At 68.5% G+C, this 15,334-nt stretch carries 17 protein-coding genes; 14 read left to right on the top strand and 3 right to left on the bottom strand.

Going from position 1 to position 15,334, the window contains the following annotated elements; translation table 11 throughout:
- The first annotated feature begins 2 nt into the window (after positions 1–2).
- A complete protein-coding gene (locus tag AB6806_RS15790) occupies positions 3–743 on the top strand; it encodes a precorrin-2 C(20)-methyltransferase (protein ID WP_370954903.1) in 741 nt (246 codons plus the stop codon).
- Positions 740–1,531, top strand: coding sequence for a precorrin-3B C(17)-methyltransferase (cobJ, locus tag AB6806_RS15795; RefSeq protein WP_370954904.1), 792 nt, complete (start codon positions 740–742; stop codon positions 1,529–1,531). Before AB6806_RS15790 ends, cobJ begins: the two co-directional genes overlap by 4 nt.
- Here the strand turns inward: cobJ and AB6806_RS15800 are convergent.
- Entirely contained in the window at positions 1,474–2,238 is a 765-nt protein-coding gene (locus AB6806_RS15800; RefSeq protein ID WP_051988203.1) for a cobalt-precorrin-6A reductase, read from the bottom strand. The two genes, cobJ and AB6806_RS15800, sit on opposite strands and share 58 nt — an antisense overlap.
- Between AB6806_RS15800 and cbiE the strand changes: the two genes are divergently transcribed.
- From cbiE to bluB, 5 genes are all read left to right on the top strand, one after another.
- Complete coding sequence (cbiE, locus tag AB6806_RS15805; protein WP_142022302.1) at positions 2,237–3,484, top strand: precorrin-6y C5,15-methyltransferase (decarboxylating) subunit CbiE; 1,248 nt, start codon at positions 2,237–2,239, stop codon at positions 3,482–3,484. The genes AB6806_RS15800 and cbiE overlap by 2 nt on opposite strands.
- A gap of 160 nt (positions 3,485–3,644) precedes the next feature.
- Positions 3,645–4,034 (top strand): cobalamin biosynthesis protein, encoded by a 390-nt coding sequence (locus AB6806_RS15810; RefSeq protein WP_142022303.1) that lies wholly within the window; start codon positions 3,645–3,647, stop codon positions 4,032–4,034.
- Positions 4,035–4,047: 13 nt separating this feature from the next.
- A complete protein-coding gene (gene cobM / locus AB6806_RS15815; RefSeq protein WP_142022304.1) occupies positions 4,048–4,812 on the top strand; it encodes a precorrin-4 C(11)-methyltransferase in 765 nt (254 codons plus the stop codon).
- Positions 4,809–6,134, top strand: coding sequence for a cobyrinate a,c-diamide synthase (locus tag AB6806_RS15820; protein WP_370954905.1), 1,326 nt, complete (start codon positions 4,809–4,811; stop codon positions 6,132–6,134). Before cobM ends, AB6806_RS15820 begins: the two co-directional genes overlap by 4 nt.
- Positions 6,131–6,745 carry a 5,6-dimethylbenzimidazole synthase gene (bluB, locus tag AB6806_RS15825; RefSeq protein WP_370954906.1) on the top strand — a complete coding sequence of 205 codons (615 nt, stop codon included), beginning with the start codon at positions 6,131–6,133 and terminating at the stop codon, positions 6,743–6,745. Before AB6806_RS15820 ends, bluB begins: the two co-directional genes overlap by 4 nt.
- A 137-nt stretch (positions 6,746–6,882) precedes the next feature.
- Here the strand turns inward: bluB and AB6806_RS15830 are convergent, their stop codons facing one another.
- Entirely contained in the window at positions 6,883–8,547 is a 1,665-nt protein-coding gene (locus AB6806_RS15830; protein WP_370954907.1) for a caspase family protein, read from the bottom strand.
- A 410-nt stretch (positions 8,548–8,957) separates the two neighbouring features.
- Between AB6806_RS15830 and AB6806_RS15835 the strand changes: the two genes are divergently transcribed.
- The 5 genes from AB6806_RS15835 to AB6806_RS15855 all read left to right on the top strand — a co-directional run bounded on the left by AB6806_RS15835 (position 8,958) and on the right by AB6806_RS15855 (position 13,726).
- Positions 8,958–9,725 carry an ABC transporter ATP-binding protein gene (locus AB6806_RS15835; RefSeq protein ID WP_038364593.1) on the top strand — a complete coding sequence of 256 codons (768 nt, stop codon included), beginning with the start codon at positions 8,958–8,960 and terminating at the stop codon, positions 9,723–9,725.
- Entirely contained in the window at positions 9,712–10,458 is a 747-nt protein-coding gene (locus AB6806_RS15840) for an ABC transporter ATP-binding protein (RefSeq protein ID WP_051988205.1), read from the top strand. Before AB6806_RS15835 ends, AB6806_RS15840 begins: the two co-directional genes overlap by 14 nt.
- A gap of 67 nt (positions 10,459–10,525) precedes the next feature.
- Positions 10,526–11,728: an ABC transporter substrate-binding protein gene (locus tag AB6806_RS15845; protein ID WP_370955008.1), complete on the top strand. Its 1,203-nt coding sequence runs from the start codon at positions 10,526–10,528 to the stop codon at positions 11,726–11,728.
- A gap of 102 nt (positions 11,729–11,830) precedes the next feature.
- A complete protein-coding gene (locus AB6806_RS15850; protein ID WP_112765203.1) occupies positions 11,831–12,718 on the top strand; it encodes a branched-chain amino acid ABC transporter permease in 888 nt (295 codons plus the stop codon).
- An 18-nt stretch (positions 12,719–12,736) separates the two neighbouring features.
- A complete protein-coding gene (locus AB6806_RS15855; RefSeq protein WP_370954908.1) occupies positions 12,737–13,726 on the top strand; it encodes a branched-chain amino acid ABC transporter permease in 990 nt (329 codons plus the stop codon).
- 18 nt (positions 13,727–13,744) lie between these two features.
- Here the strand turns inward: AB6806_RS15855 and AB6806_RS15860 are convergent, their stop codons facing one another.
- Positions 13,745–14,275, bottom strand: coding sequence for a hydrolase (locus AB6806_RS15860; RefSeq protein ID WP_038364599.1), 531 nt, complete (start codon positions 14,273–14,275; stop codon positions 13,745–13,747).
- 116 nt (positions 14,276–14,391) lie between these two features.
- On the opposite strand from AB6806_RS15860, the gene AB6806_RS15865 reads away from it, so the two are divergent.
- Together AB6806_RS15865 and AB6806_RS15870 are read left to right on the top strand one after the other, a co-directional pair.
- Positions 14,392–14,832 carry a MarR family winged helix-turn-helix transcriptional regulator gene (locus tag AB6806_RS15865; protein ID WP_112765200.1) on the top strand — a complete coding sequence of 147 codons (441 nt, stop codon included), beginning with the start codon at positions 14,392–14,394 and terminating at the stop codon, positions 14,830–14,832.
- Between the two features lie 33 nt (positions 14,833–14,865).
- Positions 14,866–15,270, top strand: coding sequence for a VOC family protein (locus AB6806_RS15870; RefSeq protein WP_142022311.1), 405 nt, complete (start codon positions 14,866–14,868; stop codon positions 15,268–15,270).
- The last annotated feature ends 64 nt before the right edge of the window (positions 15,271–15,334 follow it).

Genomic DNA, 15,334 nt, shown 5'->3' on the forward strand with positions numbered 1-15,334 from the left:
AGGTGAGCGGGACAGTGAAGAGCCTGCTCTACGGCGTCGGCCTCGGGCCGGGCGCACCGGATCTGATGACGGTCAGGGCCCGCGAGATCATTCTCTCGGCCGACCGGCTCGTGCATTTCTGCAAGCGCGGCCGGCGCGGCAATGCCCGCGGCACGGCCGACGCGATCATCGCGCCCGATCCGGCCCGCGAGATCGAACTCGCCTTTCCGGTGACGATCGAGGCCAATGTCGGCGAGCCCGATTATGACGGACCGATCGCCGCCTTCTACGAGGAGGCGGCCGAGCGCCTCGCGGCGGAGATGCGGGCCGGGCGGACGCTCGCCGTGCTCTGCGACGGCGACCCGTTCTTCTACGGCTCCTTCATGCATCTGTGGCGGCGGCTCTCCCCGCGCTTCCCGACCGAGATCGTGCCCGGCGTCACCGGCATGACCGGCGCCTGGGGCGAGGCCGGTGCGCCGATCACCTGGGGCGACGACGTCATGACCGTGCTGCCCGGCACGCTGCCGGAGGCGGAGCTGGCGCGCCGCCTCGCCGATACCGACGCCGCCGTGATCATGAAGCTCGGCCGCAACCTGCCGAAGGTGCGCCGGGCGCTTGTGGCCGCCGGGCTGGAAGGGCGCGCGATCTATGTCGAGCGCGCGACCATGGCGCGGCAGGTGGTGGCGCGGCTTACCGACAAGGTCGATGACGAGGCTCCCTATTTCGCAATGGTGCTGGTGCCCGGCGAAGGGCGACGCCTGTGACCGGCTCCCTCACCATCGTCGGCCTCGGCCCGGGCACGGCGGAGTGGATCACACCGGCCGCGCAGGCGGCGCTCGATGCCGCGACCGACATCGTCGGCTACGGCCCCTATGTCGACCGGGTGCCGGAGCGGGAGGGACTGACCAAGCACGCCTCCGACAACCGCGTCGAGGTCGAACGGGCCTCCCATGCGCTGCGGCTGGCGGCGGAGGACCGCAAGGTCGCGGTCGTCTCAGGCGGCGATCCCGGCGTCTTCGCCATGGCGGCGGCAGTGTTCGAGGCGCTTGAGGCCGGCCCCGCCGAATGGCGTGCACTTCCGATCACGGTGGAACCCGGCATCACCGCGATGCTGGCAGCGGCTGCGAAGGCCGGGGCCCCGCTGGGCGGCGATTTCTGCGCGATCTCGCTCTCGGACAATCTCAAGCCCTGGGACGTCGTGACGGCACGGCTCGGAGCCGCACTCGCGGCCGATTTCGTGATCTGCCTCTACAATCCGATCTCGAAGGCGCGGCCCTGGCAGCTCGGCAGGGCGCTGGAGCTGGCGGCGGAGCATCGCGCGCCGGAGGCGCCCGTGCTCTTCGCCCGCGCCGTCGGACGGCCGGACGAGAGCCTGCGCATCTTGACGCTGGCCGAGGCCATCGCGGCCACGGGCACGGCCGATATGGCGACCCTGGTGATGATCGGCGCGTCCAGCACGCGGTTGATCGCGCGCGAGGGCGGAGCCCCTTACGTCTACACGCCGCGCTCGGTGACGAAGAGCCCCTGCGTCACCAGCCAGGGCAGGACCTGATCGATATGATCGACGGTCTCGACATCGGGCTTGGGCGGGCGCTCAACCATCACCACCGGCAGGGAGAGCCGGCGCGCGGCCGTGAGCTTGCCGACGGTCGCCGGCCCGCCCGAATTCTTGCTGACCAGGACCTCGACGCCTTCGCGGCGCATCAGATCCTCCTCGTCGTCGGCATCGAAGGGACCGCGCTGCTGGATGACGTCGACATGCGGCACCGGCAAGCGATCGCCGATCGGCTCGATGGCGCGCACCAGATAGCGATGCTGCGGCGCATCGGCGAAGGCCGGCAATTCGAGCCGGCCGACGGTCAGGAAGACCCGCCGGGGTTCACGTCCCAGCGCCTGAACCGCCGCCTCGATGTCCGGCACGGACTTCCAGCGGTCGCCGTCGCGCGGTTTCCAGGAATCGCGCCGGATCGCCAGCAGCGGCACGCCTTCCGCCTTGCAGGCATGCTCGGCATGGAAGGGCATGATCGCAGCGAAGGGATGGGTCGCATCGACGACGGCGACGATGCCCTCCTCGACGAGGTAGCGCCTGAGACCCTCGATGCCGCCGAAGCCGCCGATCCGCACCGGCAGATTCGTCGGCCGGGGATCGACGGTATGCCCCGCCAGCGAGATAATGGCACGAATTTCGGGAGCCTGATCAGCCAGAAGCTGGTCAAGCGCAGCAGCTTCGCTCGTTCCGCCAAGGATGAGGACGGTCATGCCGGCAGTCTTACGTGAATCGGTTATTCTGTCGAGCCGCCCGGCTTCGCCCTGGCTCTCGCTGGTCGGCCTCGGGGAAGATGGCGCCGCCGGACTCTGCCGAGAAGCGCTCGCGGCGCTGAACGAAGCCGAGATCGTCTTCGGCGGCGAGCGGCATATCGCGCTGGTCGGCTCCGTCCCCGGCGAGCTTCGCTCCTGGCCGCAGCCCTTCCGCAACGCGCTGCCGCAGATCCTGGCCGAGCGCGGCCGCAAGGTCTGCGTGCTCGCGACGAGCGACCCGTTCCATTACGGCATCGGCAACAGCCTGAGCCGGGCGATCCCGCCCGAGGAGATGCGGATCATCCCGCAGCTCTCCTCCTTCTCGATGGCCTGCACGCGGATGCGCTGGCCGCAGGAGGAATGCGCGCTGGTCTCACTGCATGGCCGCACGCTCTACCGGATCGTGCCGCATCTCCAGCCCGAGGCGCGCATCCTTGCTTTGTCCTGGGACGAGACGACGCCGCGAGCCGTCGCCGACCTGATGACCGCGCGTGGCATGGGCGCAAGCCGCATCACCGTGATGGAATCGCTCGGCGGCCCGCAGGAGCGCATCCGCGAGAGCCGAGCCGATGCCTTCGCGCTCGACGATATCGTGCCGCTCAACCTGATCGCGGTCGAGGTCGCGGCCACCCGTGACTCGCGCATCCTCCCGCTGACGCCGGGGCTCGACGAGGAATGGTTCGCCCATGACGGGCAGATCACCAAATCGGAGATCCGCGCCATCACGCTGTCGGCGCTGGCGCCGCGCGCCGGCGAGCTGCTCTGGGATGTCGGGGCCGGGTCGGGCTCGGTCGCCGTCGAATGGTGCCAGCGACACACCCGCAACCGAGCCATCGCCTTCGAGGCCCGCGCCGAGCGGGCCGAGCGGATCGCCCGCAACCGGCTCGAGCTCGGCGGGCTCGCCGTCGAGGTGGTGGGCGCGGCGCCGGCCGGCTTCGTCGGACAGGAGGCGCCGGACGCCGTCTTCATCGGCGGCGGCCTAACGGAGGAGGGGTTGTTCGACGCCGCCTGGGCGGCGCTGAAGCCGGGCGGCCGGCTCGTCGCCAATGTCGTCACCCTCGAGGGCGAGGCGAAGCTCGCCGCGCTCCATGCCGAACATGGCGGCTCGCTCAGGCGCATCTCGATCGACCGGCTGGCGCCGGTCGGCGGCAAGCATGGCTGGCGCCCGGCGATGCCGGTGACGCAGTGGCGGGTCGAGAAGCCTTGAAGGCCGCTTCGCGTTCCCTCTCCTCCATCGACAGTCCGGACAAGCCGCAAAGCGGCGCCGATCCGGAATCCAGCGGAGGACTCGGCGTTCTACGATGGATTCCAGGTCTCCGCTTCGCTGCGCCCGGAATGACGGCGCGGGTCGAACGGAGTGCGCAACCATGACCGCCCGCCTCGTCGCCGGCATCGGCATCAGGCCCGGCACGGAGGCTGCCGACATCCTCGCCTGCCTCGACGAGGCTCTGGCGATCGCCGGGCTTTCCGGCATGGCGACGCCGCGCTTCGCCACACTGGCGAGCCGCGCCGCCGAGGCCGGCATGGTCGCGGCCGCCGCCGATCGTTCGGCCGAGCTCGTCGCCATCCCCGACGAGGCGCTGAAGGGATACGAAGCCGCCTGCGCCACGCGCTCGACCCGGATCGCCTCGCTCTACGGCGTCGGCTCGGTGGCGGAGGCCGCCGCGCTCGCCGGCGCCGGGCCGGGCGGCACGCTGGTGCAGCCGCGCATCGCGACCGGGCGCGTCACCTGCGCGCTCGCCAGGACAGCACCATGAAACCGCTCTGCGCATGACCATCCATTTCATCGGCGCCGGCCCCGGCGCGCCCGACCTCATCACCTTGCGCGGGCGCGATCTCATCGCGGCTGCGCCCGTCTGCCTCTATGCGGGATCGCTGATCCCGCAAGCCATGCTGGGCTGGTGCCCGCCCGGTGCGCGCATCATCGACACCGCCCCGCTCGATCTCGACGCCATCATTGCCGAGATGGAAGCTGCGCATCAGGCCGGGCAGGACGTCGCGCGCCTACATTCCGGCGACCTCTCGATCTGGAGCGCGGTGGGCGAGCAGATGCGCCGGCTCGATGCGCTGGGGATTCCCTATACGGTGACGCCGGGCGTGCCGGCCTTCGCTGCCGCGGCCGCCGCGCTGAAACGCGAATTGACGCTGCCGGGCGTGGCACAATCGCTGGTGCTGACGCGCACCTCCGGCCGTGCCTCTTCCATGCCGGAAAAGGAGACGCTCGCGACCTTCGCAGCTTCCGGCGCGACGCTCGCCATCCATCTCTCGATCCATGTGATCGAGCAGGTCGTGGCGGAGCTGACGCCCTTCTATGGCTCGGATTGCCCCGTCGCCGTGGTGTTCCGGGCGACATGGCCGGACGAGACGGTGCTCAGCGGCTCGCTTACGACCATCGCCGCGCAGGTGAGGGCGGGCGCGCTGGAGCGCACGGCGCTGATCCTGGTCGGGCCGGCGCTGGCAGCCGACGATTTCGCCGAGAGCGCGCTTTATTCAGCCGGCTACGATCGCCGCTTCCGGCCGGGGGGTGGCACGTGATCGCGCGCGGGCTTCTCATCGCCGCGCCGCGCTCCGGCTCCGGCAAGACGACGATCACGCTCGGGCTGCAACGCGCGCTCGTGCGGCGCGGACTCACGGTACGCGGGCTGAAATGCGGGCCGGATTATATCGATCCCGCCTTCCACGCCGCGGCGACGGGCGCAGCGAGCGCCAATCTCGACAGCTACGCGATGTCGGACGGGCTGCTCGGGCACATAGCGGGCGAGGCGGCGGATGGCGCCGACATCGTCATCGCCGAAGGCTCGATGGGGCTGTTCGACGCCGTGCCGGGCGCGGCCGGCCATACCGGCGCCAGCGCCGACATCGCCGCGCTGCTGGGCTGGCCGGTCGTGCTCGTCATCGACGTTTCCGGGCAGGCGCAATCGGCGGCGGCCGTTGCGTTAGGCTGCAAGCTCTATGACCCGCGCATCCGTGTCGCCGGCGTCATCCTCAACAAGGTCGCAAGCGCGCGCCACGAGCGACTGGTGCGGCAGGGTATGGAGCTGATCGGCCTGCCCGTGCTCGGCGCGCTGCCGCGCGAGGCGAGCCTCATCCTGCCCGAGCGCCATCTCGGGCTGGTGCAGGCCGGCGAGACGGCCGATCTGCATGCCAGGCTCGACGCCCTGGCCGAGGCCGTGTCCGCCGCTGTCGATCTCGAGGCCGTCATCGCGGCCGCCGGGGAGACGCGACTGCCACCGGCGGAGACGGCGACCCCGCCGCTGCCTCCGCCCGGCCGACGCATCGCAATCGCGCGCGATGCCGCCTTCTCCTTCGTCTATCCGCATGTCGAGGCCGGCTGGCGGGCGGCGGGCGCCGAGATCCTTCCCTTCTCGCCGCTGAGAGACGAGCCGCCGCCGGAGGATTGCGATGCCTGCTGGCTGCCGGGCGGCTATCCCGAACTCCATGCCGGCAGGCTCGCTGCCGCCGGCCGCTTCCTCGGAGGCTTGCGCCGCTTCGCCGAAACCCGCCCGGTCCATGGCGAATGCGGCGGCTACATGGTGCTGGGACGCAAGCTCACCGACGCCGACGGGGTGACGCACGCCATGGCGGGGCTGCTCTCGGTCGAGACCTCCTTCGCGAAGCGGAAGATGAATCTCGGCTATCGCCGCGCGGTGCTGGAGGCGGATGGTCCGCTCGGCCCGGCCGGCACGGCGCTGACGGGGCACGAATTCCACTATGCAAGCATCGTCGCGCAAGGCGAGGACCCGCCCTTCGCCACCGTCCGCGACCCGCATGGCTCGCCTCCCGCCGTCGCGGGAAGCCGCCGCGGCCTGGTGACGGGTTCGTTCTTTCACGCCATCGCGACGGCGGAATCGGCGTGAGCGGCCCCCCGGCCTTCGACCCGGGCTTCGCGCAGCAATTTGCGGAGCTGCTGCGCTGGCGGCGCGATGTGCGGCGGTTCAGACGGGACCCGGTCCCCGCCGGGCTGATCGACGATCTGCTCGCGCAGACGCAGCTTTCGCCCTCGGTCGGGCATTCGCAGCCCTGGCGCTGGCTCGCAGTCACGGAGGCAGCCCAACGCGAGGCGGTGCAGGAGAGCTTCCGCCGCTGCAACGCCGAGGCGCTGGCCGCCTATGAAGGCGAGCGGGCCGCTCTCTATGCCCGGCTCAAGCTCGAGGGTCTGCGCGAGGCCCCCGTGCAGTTCGCCGTGTTCTGCGACCACGGCACGCAACGCGGCCACGGCCTCGGCCGGCAGACCATGCCGGAAATGCTGGATTATTCGGTCGTCGCGGCGATCACGCAGTTCTGGCTGGCGGCGCGCATCCACGGCCTCGGCGTCGGCTGGGTCTCGATCCTCGAACCCGCCGAAATCGCCGCCGCGCTGGGCGCGCCGCCGGAGTGGAAGCTGATCGCCTATCTCTGCATCGGCTGGCCGGAAGAGGAATGCGCCGTGCCGGAACTGGTCAAGGCGGGCTGGGAAACCGGGCGATAAGCCAGGACCGCACGGGCGGAGCCCGAGGCGATCGGCGCGCGTCCCGAACCCGTCGACAAAGCGTCGCCCCCGGCCGGCCTACATAACAAAGAGCCGGCCCAAGGGCCGGCTCTTCATGTCCCGCTCAATCCCGTGCCTCAGCGGCCGCGCAGAATGCCGCCCATGATGGCGCCGCCGAGGATCGAGCCGAAGGCGGCCGCACCAGCTGAATCGCCCGTCGCGTCGCCGCGCTGCCGCACGCGGCCCTGATAGCCAGTGCTGGTGGTGCCGGCCCGCGGGGTGCCGGAGCTGGCAACGCCGCGCTCGCGAGCGAGGTCGCGCTGATACATCTCGTCACCCTCATAGGTGATCTTGCGGGTGGCCGCCGTGCCACCCTTGCGCTCGACCGTCCTGCTCTTCTTCTCGGTGGCAGCCTTCGCTTCATCCGCGAGCAGGCGCTGGTAGGCGGGCTCGCTCTGCGCGCGCAGCGCCGTCGCCTGCAAGGCCGTGAGGAAGCCGGTCTCCGGCACGCTGCGCGACTTCTGCCAGTCCTGGATCGCCTTGCGCTGGCCCGGCCCGAAATTCGCGGCGAGCTTGCCGGGCTGGAAGCCGGCGACGCGCAGGCGGGCCTGCAGCTCGCGCCGGCCCTTGGCGTCGAGCTTCATCGCAGCCTCGGTCTGGGCGGTGCCGATCTCCTTCTTCAGCGCCTCATCGGTCACGGCGGGAGCAGCGGCAGCGGCGGCCGTGGCGGCATTGGCCGGCGGCGTCGCCGCCTCCAGGCTCGCGAGCCGGTTGCGCGCGAAGGTGGCGAACTGGCCGGAGGGGAAGGCGTCGAGATAGGCGCGATAGTCGGCCGCGGAATTGCCGCGCTCCGCCACTTCCCAAGTCTTGATATCGATCTGGCCGCGGTCGAAGACCGGTGCCGCCGGCATGGTCGGCGCGGGCACCGCCGCATTGATCGCCTTGGCCGCGTCGGCGCTGCCGCCGGCCACGTCGGTCGCGGAGGCCGCGGCCAGCTTCAGCGTCGGGTTCAGCTTGAACTCACCGATGATCGAGGAATTGGTCCAGGGCTTCTGCTTCTTGCCCGTCGATTCCCAGACATCGGCGCGGACGCGGTCCATCACCGTGGTGATCGACACTTCGGGCGTCTCGATATGCTTCAGCAGCGCATCGGTGAAGGGGCTGTGCCCGTCCTTCTCACCGTCGAGCGCGGTCGCGCGCGGATCGGTGGCGAAGGCGATCAGGATGCCGGAGGCGGACTGCGTCTCGATCGGCGTCAGGCCACGGGTCACGGCGCGCGACCTGGCGGCAAGCTGGGACGCGAAAGGATTGTCGCGGCAGGCATCGAGGATGACGATGTTGACCCGCTCGTCACGCTGCATCTGGCGCAGGATGAGCTGGATATTGACGGCACGGAAATCGAGATCGGCCTCCGAACGCAGCGAGGCATCGACCGGAATGAGGTAGTTCTCATCGCCCACGGCGATGCCGTGACCGGCATAATAGACCAGCCCGGCCTTGGCGCCGTCGAGCCTCTGGGCGAACTGACGCACCAGATTGGTCATGTCGTCCATCTTGAGGTCGTAGCCCTCGACCACCTCGAAGCCGAGACGCTTGAGCGCCGCCGAGACACCCTTGGCATCGCGCATCGGGTTGGCCAGCGGCGGCACCGCCGAATAGGCGCTGTTGCCGATGACGAGCGCGACGCGGCGCTCGGGAACGGCGGCATGGGCTGCCGGGGCAAGCGCCACAGCACAGAGCACCAGCGCAAAGGCCACGGCCATTCGGGCACGGAACACCGAAATGCGAGTCGCGACGCTCACGACAACCTCCCAGCTCAATCATGCGCGCATCGCGGCCAACTGTGGCCACTCGCGCGACGGGACACGCCTAAAATATCAAAATAGCGGTGATCGAAGGCAGTCACATTTCTACCGCAATCACCCCGACCGGTAAACCAGCTTTCCCTTGGTCGCAGCCCATCCGCGATGGGTTCAAAGCGATGCCGGCCAACCACCCGGGAAATCGCGCGCAGCCTGCGCGTGCGGGCGCGCACCGCGCATCCTTCATTCGCATGACAAGGGCGGCATAAGACAAAGGGATGAGATCAGGCGCCAGACGGCGTCCAGGGCGGGAGCGAACGTTGACTTATGCCTGGAGCGCGGTGCAGCATGACATGCAAGGGGAAACGATAAACCAAGAAAGACAAAGCTGATGAAGGCCAGTATTCCGCATGCCTGAAGATATTATTTTGTCGACTTCAGGTTTGACCAAGGAATTCGCCGGCTTTACGGCGGTCAGCGGCGTCGACCTCAAGGTCAAGCGCGGCTCGATTCATGCGCTGATCGGGCCGAACGGAGCGGGCAAGACGACCTGTTTCAACCTGCTGACCAAGTTCCTCCCGCCGACGCGCGGGACGATCGTCTATAACGGTCGCGACATCACCGGCGAGAAGCCGGCCGAGATCGCCCGGCTTGGCCTCGTTCGCTCCTTCCAGATCTCGGCAGTGTTCCCGCAGCTCTCGGTGCTGACCAATGTCCGCATCGCGCTGCAGCGCAAGCGCGGCGACTCCTTCGATTTCTGGCGCTCGGAGCGCAGCCTGAAGAACCTCGACGCCGAGGCGCGGCGGCTGGTCGAGGCGGTCGGCCTCTCCCCCTTCCTCGAACTGACCGCGGGCGAACTCTCCTATGGGCGCAAGCGCGCGCTGGAGATCGCGACGACGCTGGCGCTCGAACCCGAGATGCTGCTGCTCGACGAGCCGATGGCCGGCATGGGCCGCGAGGACATCGAGCGGATCGAGGCGTTGATCCGCAAGGTCTCGGCCGAGCGCACCATCCTGATGGTCGAGCACAATCTCTCGGTCGTCGCCTCGCTCTGCGACCGCATCACCGTGCTGGCGCGCGGCCAGGTGCTGGCGGAGGGCGACTACGCCACCGTCTCGAAGGATCCGCGCGTGGTCGAAGCCTATATCGGCTCGGGAGGCGGCCATGGCCATCACTGAAGCCGCCCGGGCCCCGGCCGCCACGGCCGGCACCGCGCCCTTGCTGAAAGTGCGCGGGCTCGAGGCCTGGTACGGCGAGAGCCATGTGCTGCATGGCATCGACCTCGACGTCGCGCCGGGCGAGGTGGTGACGCTGCTCGGCCGCAATGGAGCCGGCAAGACCACGACGCTGAAATCGATCATGGGCGTCATCGGCAAGCGCAAGGGCTCGGTCGTGCTGGAGGGCAAGGAGACGATCGACCTGCCCTCGCGCGCCATCGCCCGGCTCGGCATCGGCTTCGTGCCGGAGGAGCGCGGCATCTATGCCTCGCTCTCGGTCGAGGAGAACCTGATGCTGCCGCCGCAGGTGCGCCCCGGCGGGCTGTCGCTGGAGCGCATCTTCACGCTGTTCCCCAACATCAAGGAGCGGCTGAAGAGCCAGGGCACCAAGCTCTCGGGCGGCGAACAGCAGATGCTGGCGATCGGGCGCATCCTGCGCACCGGCGCCCATCTCCTCCTGCTCGACGAGCCGACCGAGGGGCTCGCGCCGGTGATCATCGAGCAGATCGGCCGCACCATCGCGGAGCTGAAGCAGGAAGGCTTCACCATCATCCTGGTCGAGCAGAATTTCCGCTTCGCCCAGACGGTCGCAGACCGGCACTATGTCGTCGAGCAGGGCAAGGTCATCGACATGATCCCCAATGCCGAGCTCGACGCCAATATCGACAAGCTCCACCGCTATCTCGGGGTCTGACCCGCTCAGCGCCCCGCAATCAGAAAAGCGCCGGGAAACGCCGGCATCCACCTCAGGGAGAACGATGATGAAGCTGAAGACCTTCCTCGCGACGAGCGCGCTCGCCGTCCTATTGGCAAGCCCGGCCTTCGCCCAGCAGATCTCGGTCAAGGCCGGCGTGCTGAACGACCGCTCGGGCCTCTATGCCGACCTCGCCGGCGAGGGCTCCGTTGTCGCCGCCCGCATGGCGGTCGAGGACTTCAAGGCGGCCGAGAAGGGCATCAAGGTCGAGATCGTCTCGGCCGACCACCAGAACAAGCCGGATGTCGGCTCGACCATCGCGCGGCAATGGTACGATCAGGACGGCGTCGACCTGATCCTCGACGTGCCGACCTCCTCGGTCGCGCTCGCCGTCAGCCAGATCACCAAGGAAAAGAACAAGATCAACATCAACTCCGGCGCCGGCTCCTCGGACCTGACCGGCAAGGCCTGCAACGCCAACACCATCCACTGGACCTATGACACCTACGCGCTGGCGCAGGGCACCGGCGGCGCCATGGTGAAGGCCGGCGGCGACAGCTGGTTCTTCCTCACCGCCGACTACGCCTTCGGCCATGCGCTGGAGCGCGACGCGACCGCGACCATCACCAAGGCCGGCGGCAAGGTGCTGGGCTCGGTCAAGACGCCGTTCCCGGGCACTGACTTCTCGTCCTTCCTGCTCCAGGCGCAGGCCTCGAAGGCCAAGGTGATCGGGCTCGCCAATGCCGGCAGCGACACCACCAACGCGATCAAGCAGGCCGGCGAGTTCGGCATCGTCGCCGGCGGCCAGAAGCTCGCAGGGCTCCTCGTCTTCATCAGCGACGTCCATGCGCTCGGCCTGCAGGCGGCGCAGGGGCTGGTCCTGACCGAATCCTTCTACTGGGACCGCGACGACCAGACCCGCGCCTGGTCGCAGCGCTTCGCCAAGCTCAATGGCGGCAAGATGCCGACCATGGTGCAGGCGGGCGTCTATGCCGGCCTGCTGCACTATCTCAAGGCGGTCGAGGCCACCAAGAGCAAGGACACGGCGACCCTCATGGCCAAGATGAAGGAAATGCCGACGGACGACCCGCTCTTCGGCAAGGGTTCGATCCGCCCGAACGGCCGCAAGATGCACGACATGTATCTCTACGAGGTCAAGAAGCCGTCTGAGTCGAAGGGCCCGTGGGACTACTACAAGCAGATCTCCGTGCTGCCGGCCGAGCAGGCCTTCCAGCCTCTGGCCGAGACCGGCTGCTCGCTGGTCAAGTAACGAGCGCTTCCGGTCCCTCCACCGTCATCCCGGGCGCCCGCAGGGCGACCCGGGATCACGAAGAGGTTCGAGAGCCCACCCACAAGATGATCTGAGCCACGCATGTTCGAGCTTCTCGGAATCCCGCCACAAGCCTTGTTCGGCCAGGTCCTGCTCGGCCTGATCAACGGCTCGTTCTATGCGATCCTGAGCCTCGGGCTCGCGGTGATCTTCGGGCTGCTCAACATCATCAACTTCACCCATGGCGCCCAGTACATGATGGGCGCCTTCGTGGCCTGGATGGCGCTGAACTATCTCGGACTGAACTACTGGGCCGCGCTGCTGCTGGCGCCGATCGTGGTCGGCGCCATCGGGGTCCTGATCGAGCGGCTGCTGCTCAAACGCATCGCCCATCTCGACCATCTCTATGGGCTCCTGCTCACCTTCGGCCTGGCGCTGATCATCCAGGGCCTGTTCCGCAATTATTACGGCTCGTCCGGCCTGCCCTATGGCATCCCGCCGCAGCTTTCGGGCGGGCAGAATCTTGGCTTCATGTTCCTGCCGAACTACCGGGCCTGGGTGATCGTCGCCTCGCTCACCGTCTGCATCGGCACCTGGTTCCTGATCGAGAAGACCAAGCTCGGCGCCTATTTGCGCGCCGCGACCGAGAACCCGACCCTGACCCAGGCCTTCGGCATCAACGTGCCGCTGCTGGTGACGCTGACCTACGGGTTCGGCGTCGCGCTCGCGGCCTTCGCCGGCGTGCTCGCCGCGCCGATCTACTCGGTCAATCCGAATATGGGCGGCGACCTGATCATCGTCGTCTTCGCGGTGGTGGTGATCGGCGGCATGGGCTCGATCATGGGCGCGATCGTCACCGGCTTCTCGCTCGGCCTGATCGAGGGCCTGACCAAGGTGTTCTATCCGGAGGGCGCCGCGACCGTGATCTTCGTCATCATGGTGCTGGTGCTGCTGGTGAAGCCCGCCGGCCTGTTCGGCCGCCCGGCCTGACGCGAGAAGGACAACGACATGACCGATCTCGCCACCACCGAAGCCGCCAGCGGCGTCGCGCTCGCCGAGACCGACGACAGCACCGCGAAGCTGCACCGCAACCTGTTCATCGCCATCGCGGCGCTGCTCGTGGTCGCGCCCTTCGTCGCCTATCCCGTCTTCGTGATGAAGGTGCTCTGCTTCGCGCTGTTCGCGCTCGCCTTCAACCTGCTGCTCGGCTATGGCGGCCTGCTTTCCTTCGGCCACGCCGCCTATTTCGGCATGGCGAGCTATGTCAGCGCCTACACCGCCAAGAACTGGGGCCTCACGCCGGAGCTCGCGATCCTGCTCGGCACCGTGGTCGCAGCCCTGCTCGGCACGGTGTTCGGCGCGCTCGCCATCCGCCGCCAGGGCATCTATTTCGCGATGATCACGCTGGCGCTGGCCCAGATGGTGTTCTTCTTCTCGCTGCAGACGCCGCGCTTCACCGGCGGCGAGGACGGCATCCAGGCCGTGCCGCGCGGCAAATTCCTCGGGCTGATCAGCCTGGAGGACGACCGCGCGCTCTACTGGCTGGTGGCGGCGATCTTCCTTGGCGGGGTGCTGATGATCTACCGCATCATCCACTCGCCCTTCGGCCAGGTCTGCAAGGCGATCCGCGACAACGAGCCCCGCGCCATCTCGCTCGGCTACCGCGCCAACCAGTACAAGCTGATGGTCTTCGTGCTCTCGGCCACGCTCGCGGGGCTTGCCGGCGCGACCAAGGCGATCGTCTTCCAGCTGGCGTCGCTCACCGACGTCTACTGGACGATGTCCGGCGAGGTCGTGCTGATGACGCTGGTCGGGGGGCTCGGTACCGTCTTCGGCCCGATCGCCGGCGCGGTCGTCATCGTCGCCATGCAGAACTACCTCGCCAGCCTCGGCTCCTGGGTTCTCGTGGTCCAGGGCGGCATCTTCGTGCTCTGCGTCCTGCTCTTCCGCGAGGGCATCGTCGGCCTCGTCGCGAAATGGATCAAGAAGCCGCTGTGACGCTCGAGAGCGGCGGGATCAGCGGATCAGCTGCGAGATCGCCCTGAACTGCGGATGCTCGGCGCTCCGCAGCCATTCGAACAGCACCATCTCGGTGGTGACGATCTCGGCCCCATGCGCCGCGAGGCGGCGGATCGCGACAGCATGCGAGTCCGGCGCGCGGGAGCCGACGGCATCCTCCACCACCACGACGCGGCGACGATGCTCGAGCAGGGTGATGGCCGTCTGGGCGACGCAGACATGCGCCTCGCAGCCGCAGATGAGGATGTCCCTGTCGCCGCCCAGGACTTCGAGAACGGCGGGCTCGGCGCAGGCGTCGAAGCTCGTCTTGGCGATGGCAGGGGCGGCTCCGGCGAGTTCCGGAACGGTCGGGCCGAGCTTGGACGGGCTCTGTTCCGTGACGATCACGGGAATGTCGAGCAGGCGTGTCGCTTCGACGAGCCGGACCGCATTGGCCAGGACCCGTCCTCCGTCATGGATCGCCGGCACCAGCCGGGCCTGCAGATCGATGACCAGCAGCACGGCGTTCCCTGCATTCATGAGCGGCATCGGTCCGGTTCCCTGCGACAAGTGCGCCATAGGCATCTCACGCGGCAACGACCGTCAAGCCGGCAGAGCGTCGCTTCCGGCTTGACAGGAATCGTTGATATCAACAGAAAAGGATCATGACCGAACCACGAAGCGTCCCCTTCGAGACGACCCTGCTTGTCCGCGACTGTTGCCTGTGCCTGCATGTGCAGCGTGCGGCCCGCGCATTGGCGCGCCGCTTCGACGAGGCGCTGCGGCCGCTCGGGCTGACCAACGGGCAATTCTCGCTGCTGATGTCGCTGAACCGGCCCGAACCGCCCTCGCTCAAGCCGGTGGCGGAACTGCTCGCCATGGATCGCACCACGCTCACCGCAGCCCTGAAGCCGCTGGAACGGCGCGGGCTCGTCAGCATCGCGGCCGACCCGCGCGACCGCCGCAGCCGGCGGCTCTCGCTGACCCCGGCGGGGCTTGAGCTTCTGGCCGCGGCAGTGCCGATCTGGCAGCGGACCCATGAGATCGTCGATACGCAGCTCAACGACCCGCCTCGCTTCCGGCGGGAACTCGGCCGCATCGTCTGATTACCCTCGCTTCCCACTTCTGAAGGACAAGCCATGCCCCAGATGATCTTCCTCAACCTGCCCGTGAAGGATCTCCCGCGATCGATGGCTTTCTTCCAGGCGCTCGGCTTCTCCTTCAACCCGCAATTCACCGACGACACCGCCGCCTGCATGGTGATCAGCGACACCATCTTCGCGATGCTGCTGACCCACGCGAAATTCGAAAGCTTCTCGCCGAAGCCCATCGCCGACACCAATGAGAGCATCGAGGTCCTGACCTGCCTGTCGCGGGAGAGCCGGGCGGATGTTGACGCGATCGTGAAGGCCGCCGTCGCCGCCGGCGGCTCGACCTACAACGCGCCGCAGGACCATGGCTTCATGTATGGTCACGGCTTCCGCGACCTCGACGGCCATGTCTGGGAAGTGATGTGGATGGACCCGGCTGCGGTCCAGGGTTGAGCCGACCCGTCTCCACCGCAGAGCCGACCCCACGCCCCGCTCCTAGCGCATGATGCGTCGTGGA

Source organism: Allobosea sp. RCC_152_1, assembly GCF_041360765.1.
Lineage (GTDB): Bacteria > Pseudomonadota > Alphaproteobacteria > Rhizobiales > Beijerinckiaceae > Allobosea > Allobosea spartocytisi.

Bases quoted from the DNA above. Each gene is read 5' to 3' on its own strand.
- AB6806_RS15850 (WP_112765203.1), top strand. From the start codon at position 11,831: ATGTTCGAGCTTCTCGGAATCCCGCCACAAGCCTTGTTCGGCCAGGTC.
- AB6806_RS15870 (WP_142022311.1), top strand. From the start codon at position 14,866: ATGCCCCAGATGATCTTCCTCAACCTGCCCGTGAAGGATCTCCCGCGA.
- AB6806_RS15855 (WP_370954908.1), top strand. From the start codon at position 12,737: ATGACCGATCTCGCCACCACCGAAGCCGCCAGCGGCGTCGCGCTCGCC.
- AB6806_RS15865 (WP_112765200.1), top strand. From the start codon at position 14,392: ATGACCGAACCACGAAGCGTCCCCTTCGAGACGACCCTGCTTGTCCGC.
- AB6806_RS15800 (WP_051988203.1), bottom strand. From the start codon at position 2,238: ATGACCGTCCTCATCCTTGGCGGAACGAGCGAAGCTGCTGCGCTTGAC.
- cbiE (WP_142022302.1), top strand. From the start codon at position 2,237: ATGCCGGCAGTCTTACGTGAATCGGTTATTCTGTCGAGCCGCCCGGCT.
- AB6806_RS15840 (WP_051988205.1), top strand. From the start codon at position 9,712: ATGGCCATCACTGAAGCCGCCCGGGCCCCGGCCGCCACGGCCGGCACC.
- AB6806_RS15860 (WP_038364599.1), bottom strand. From the start codon at position 14,275: ATGCCGCTCATGAATGCAGGGAACGCCGTGCTGCTGGTCATCGATCTG.
- AB6806_RS15845 (WP_370955008.1), top strand. From the start codon at position 10,526: ATGAAGCTGAAGACCTTCCTCGCGACGAGCGCGCTCGCCGTCCTATTG.
- cobM (WP_142022304.1), top strand. From the start codon at position 4,048: ATGACCATCCATTTCATCGGCGCCGGCCCCGGCGCGCCCGACCTCATC.
- AB6806_RS15835 (WP_038364593.1), top strand. From the start codon at position 8,958: ATGCCTGAAGATATTATTTTGTCGACTTCAGGTTTGACCAAGGAATTC.
- AB6806_RS15810 (WP_142022303.1), top strand. From the start codon at position 3,645: ATGACCGCCCGCCTCGTCGCCGGCATCGGCATCAGGCCCGGCACGGAG.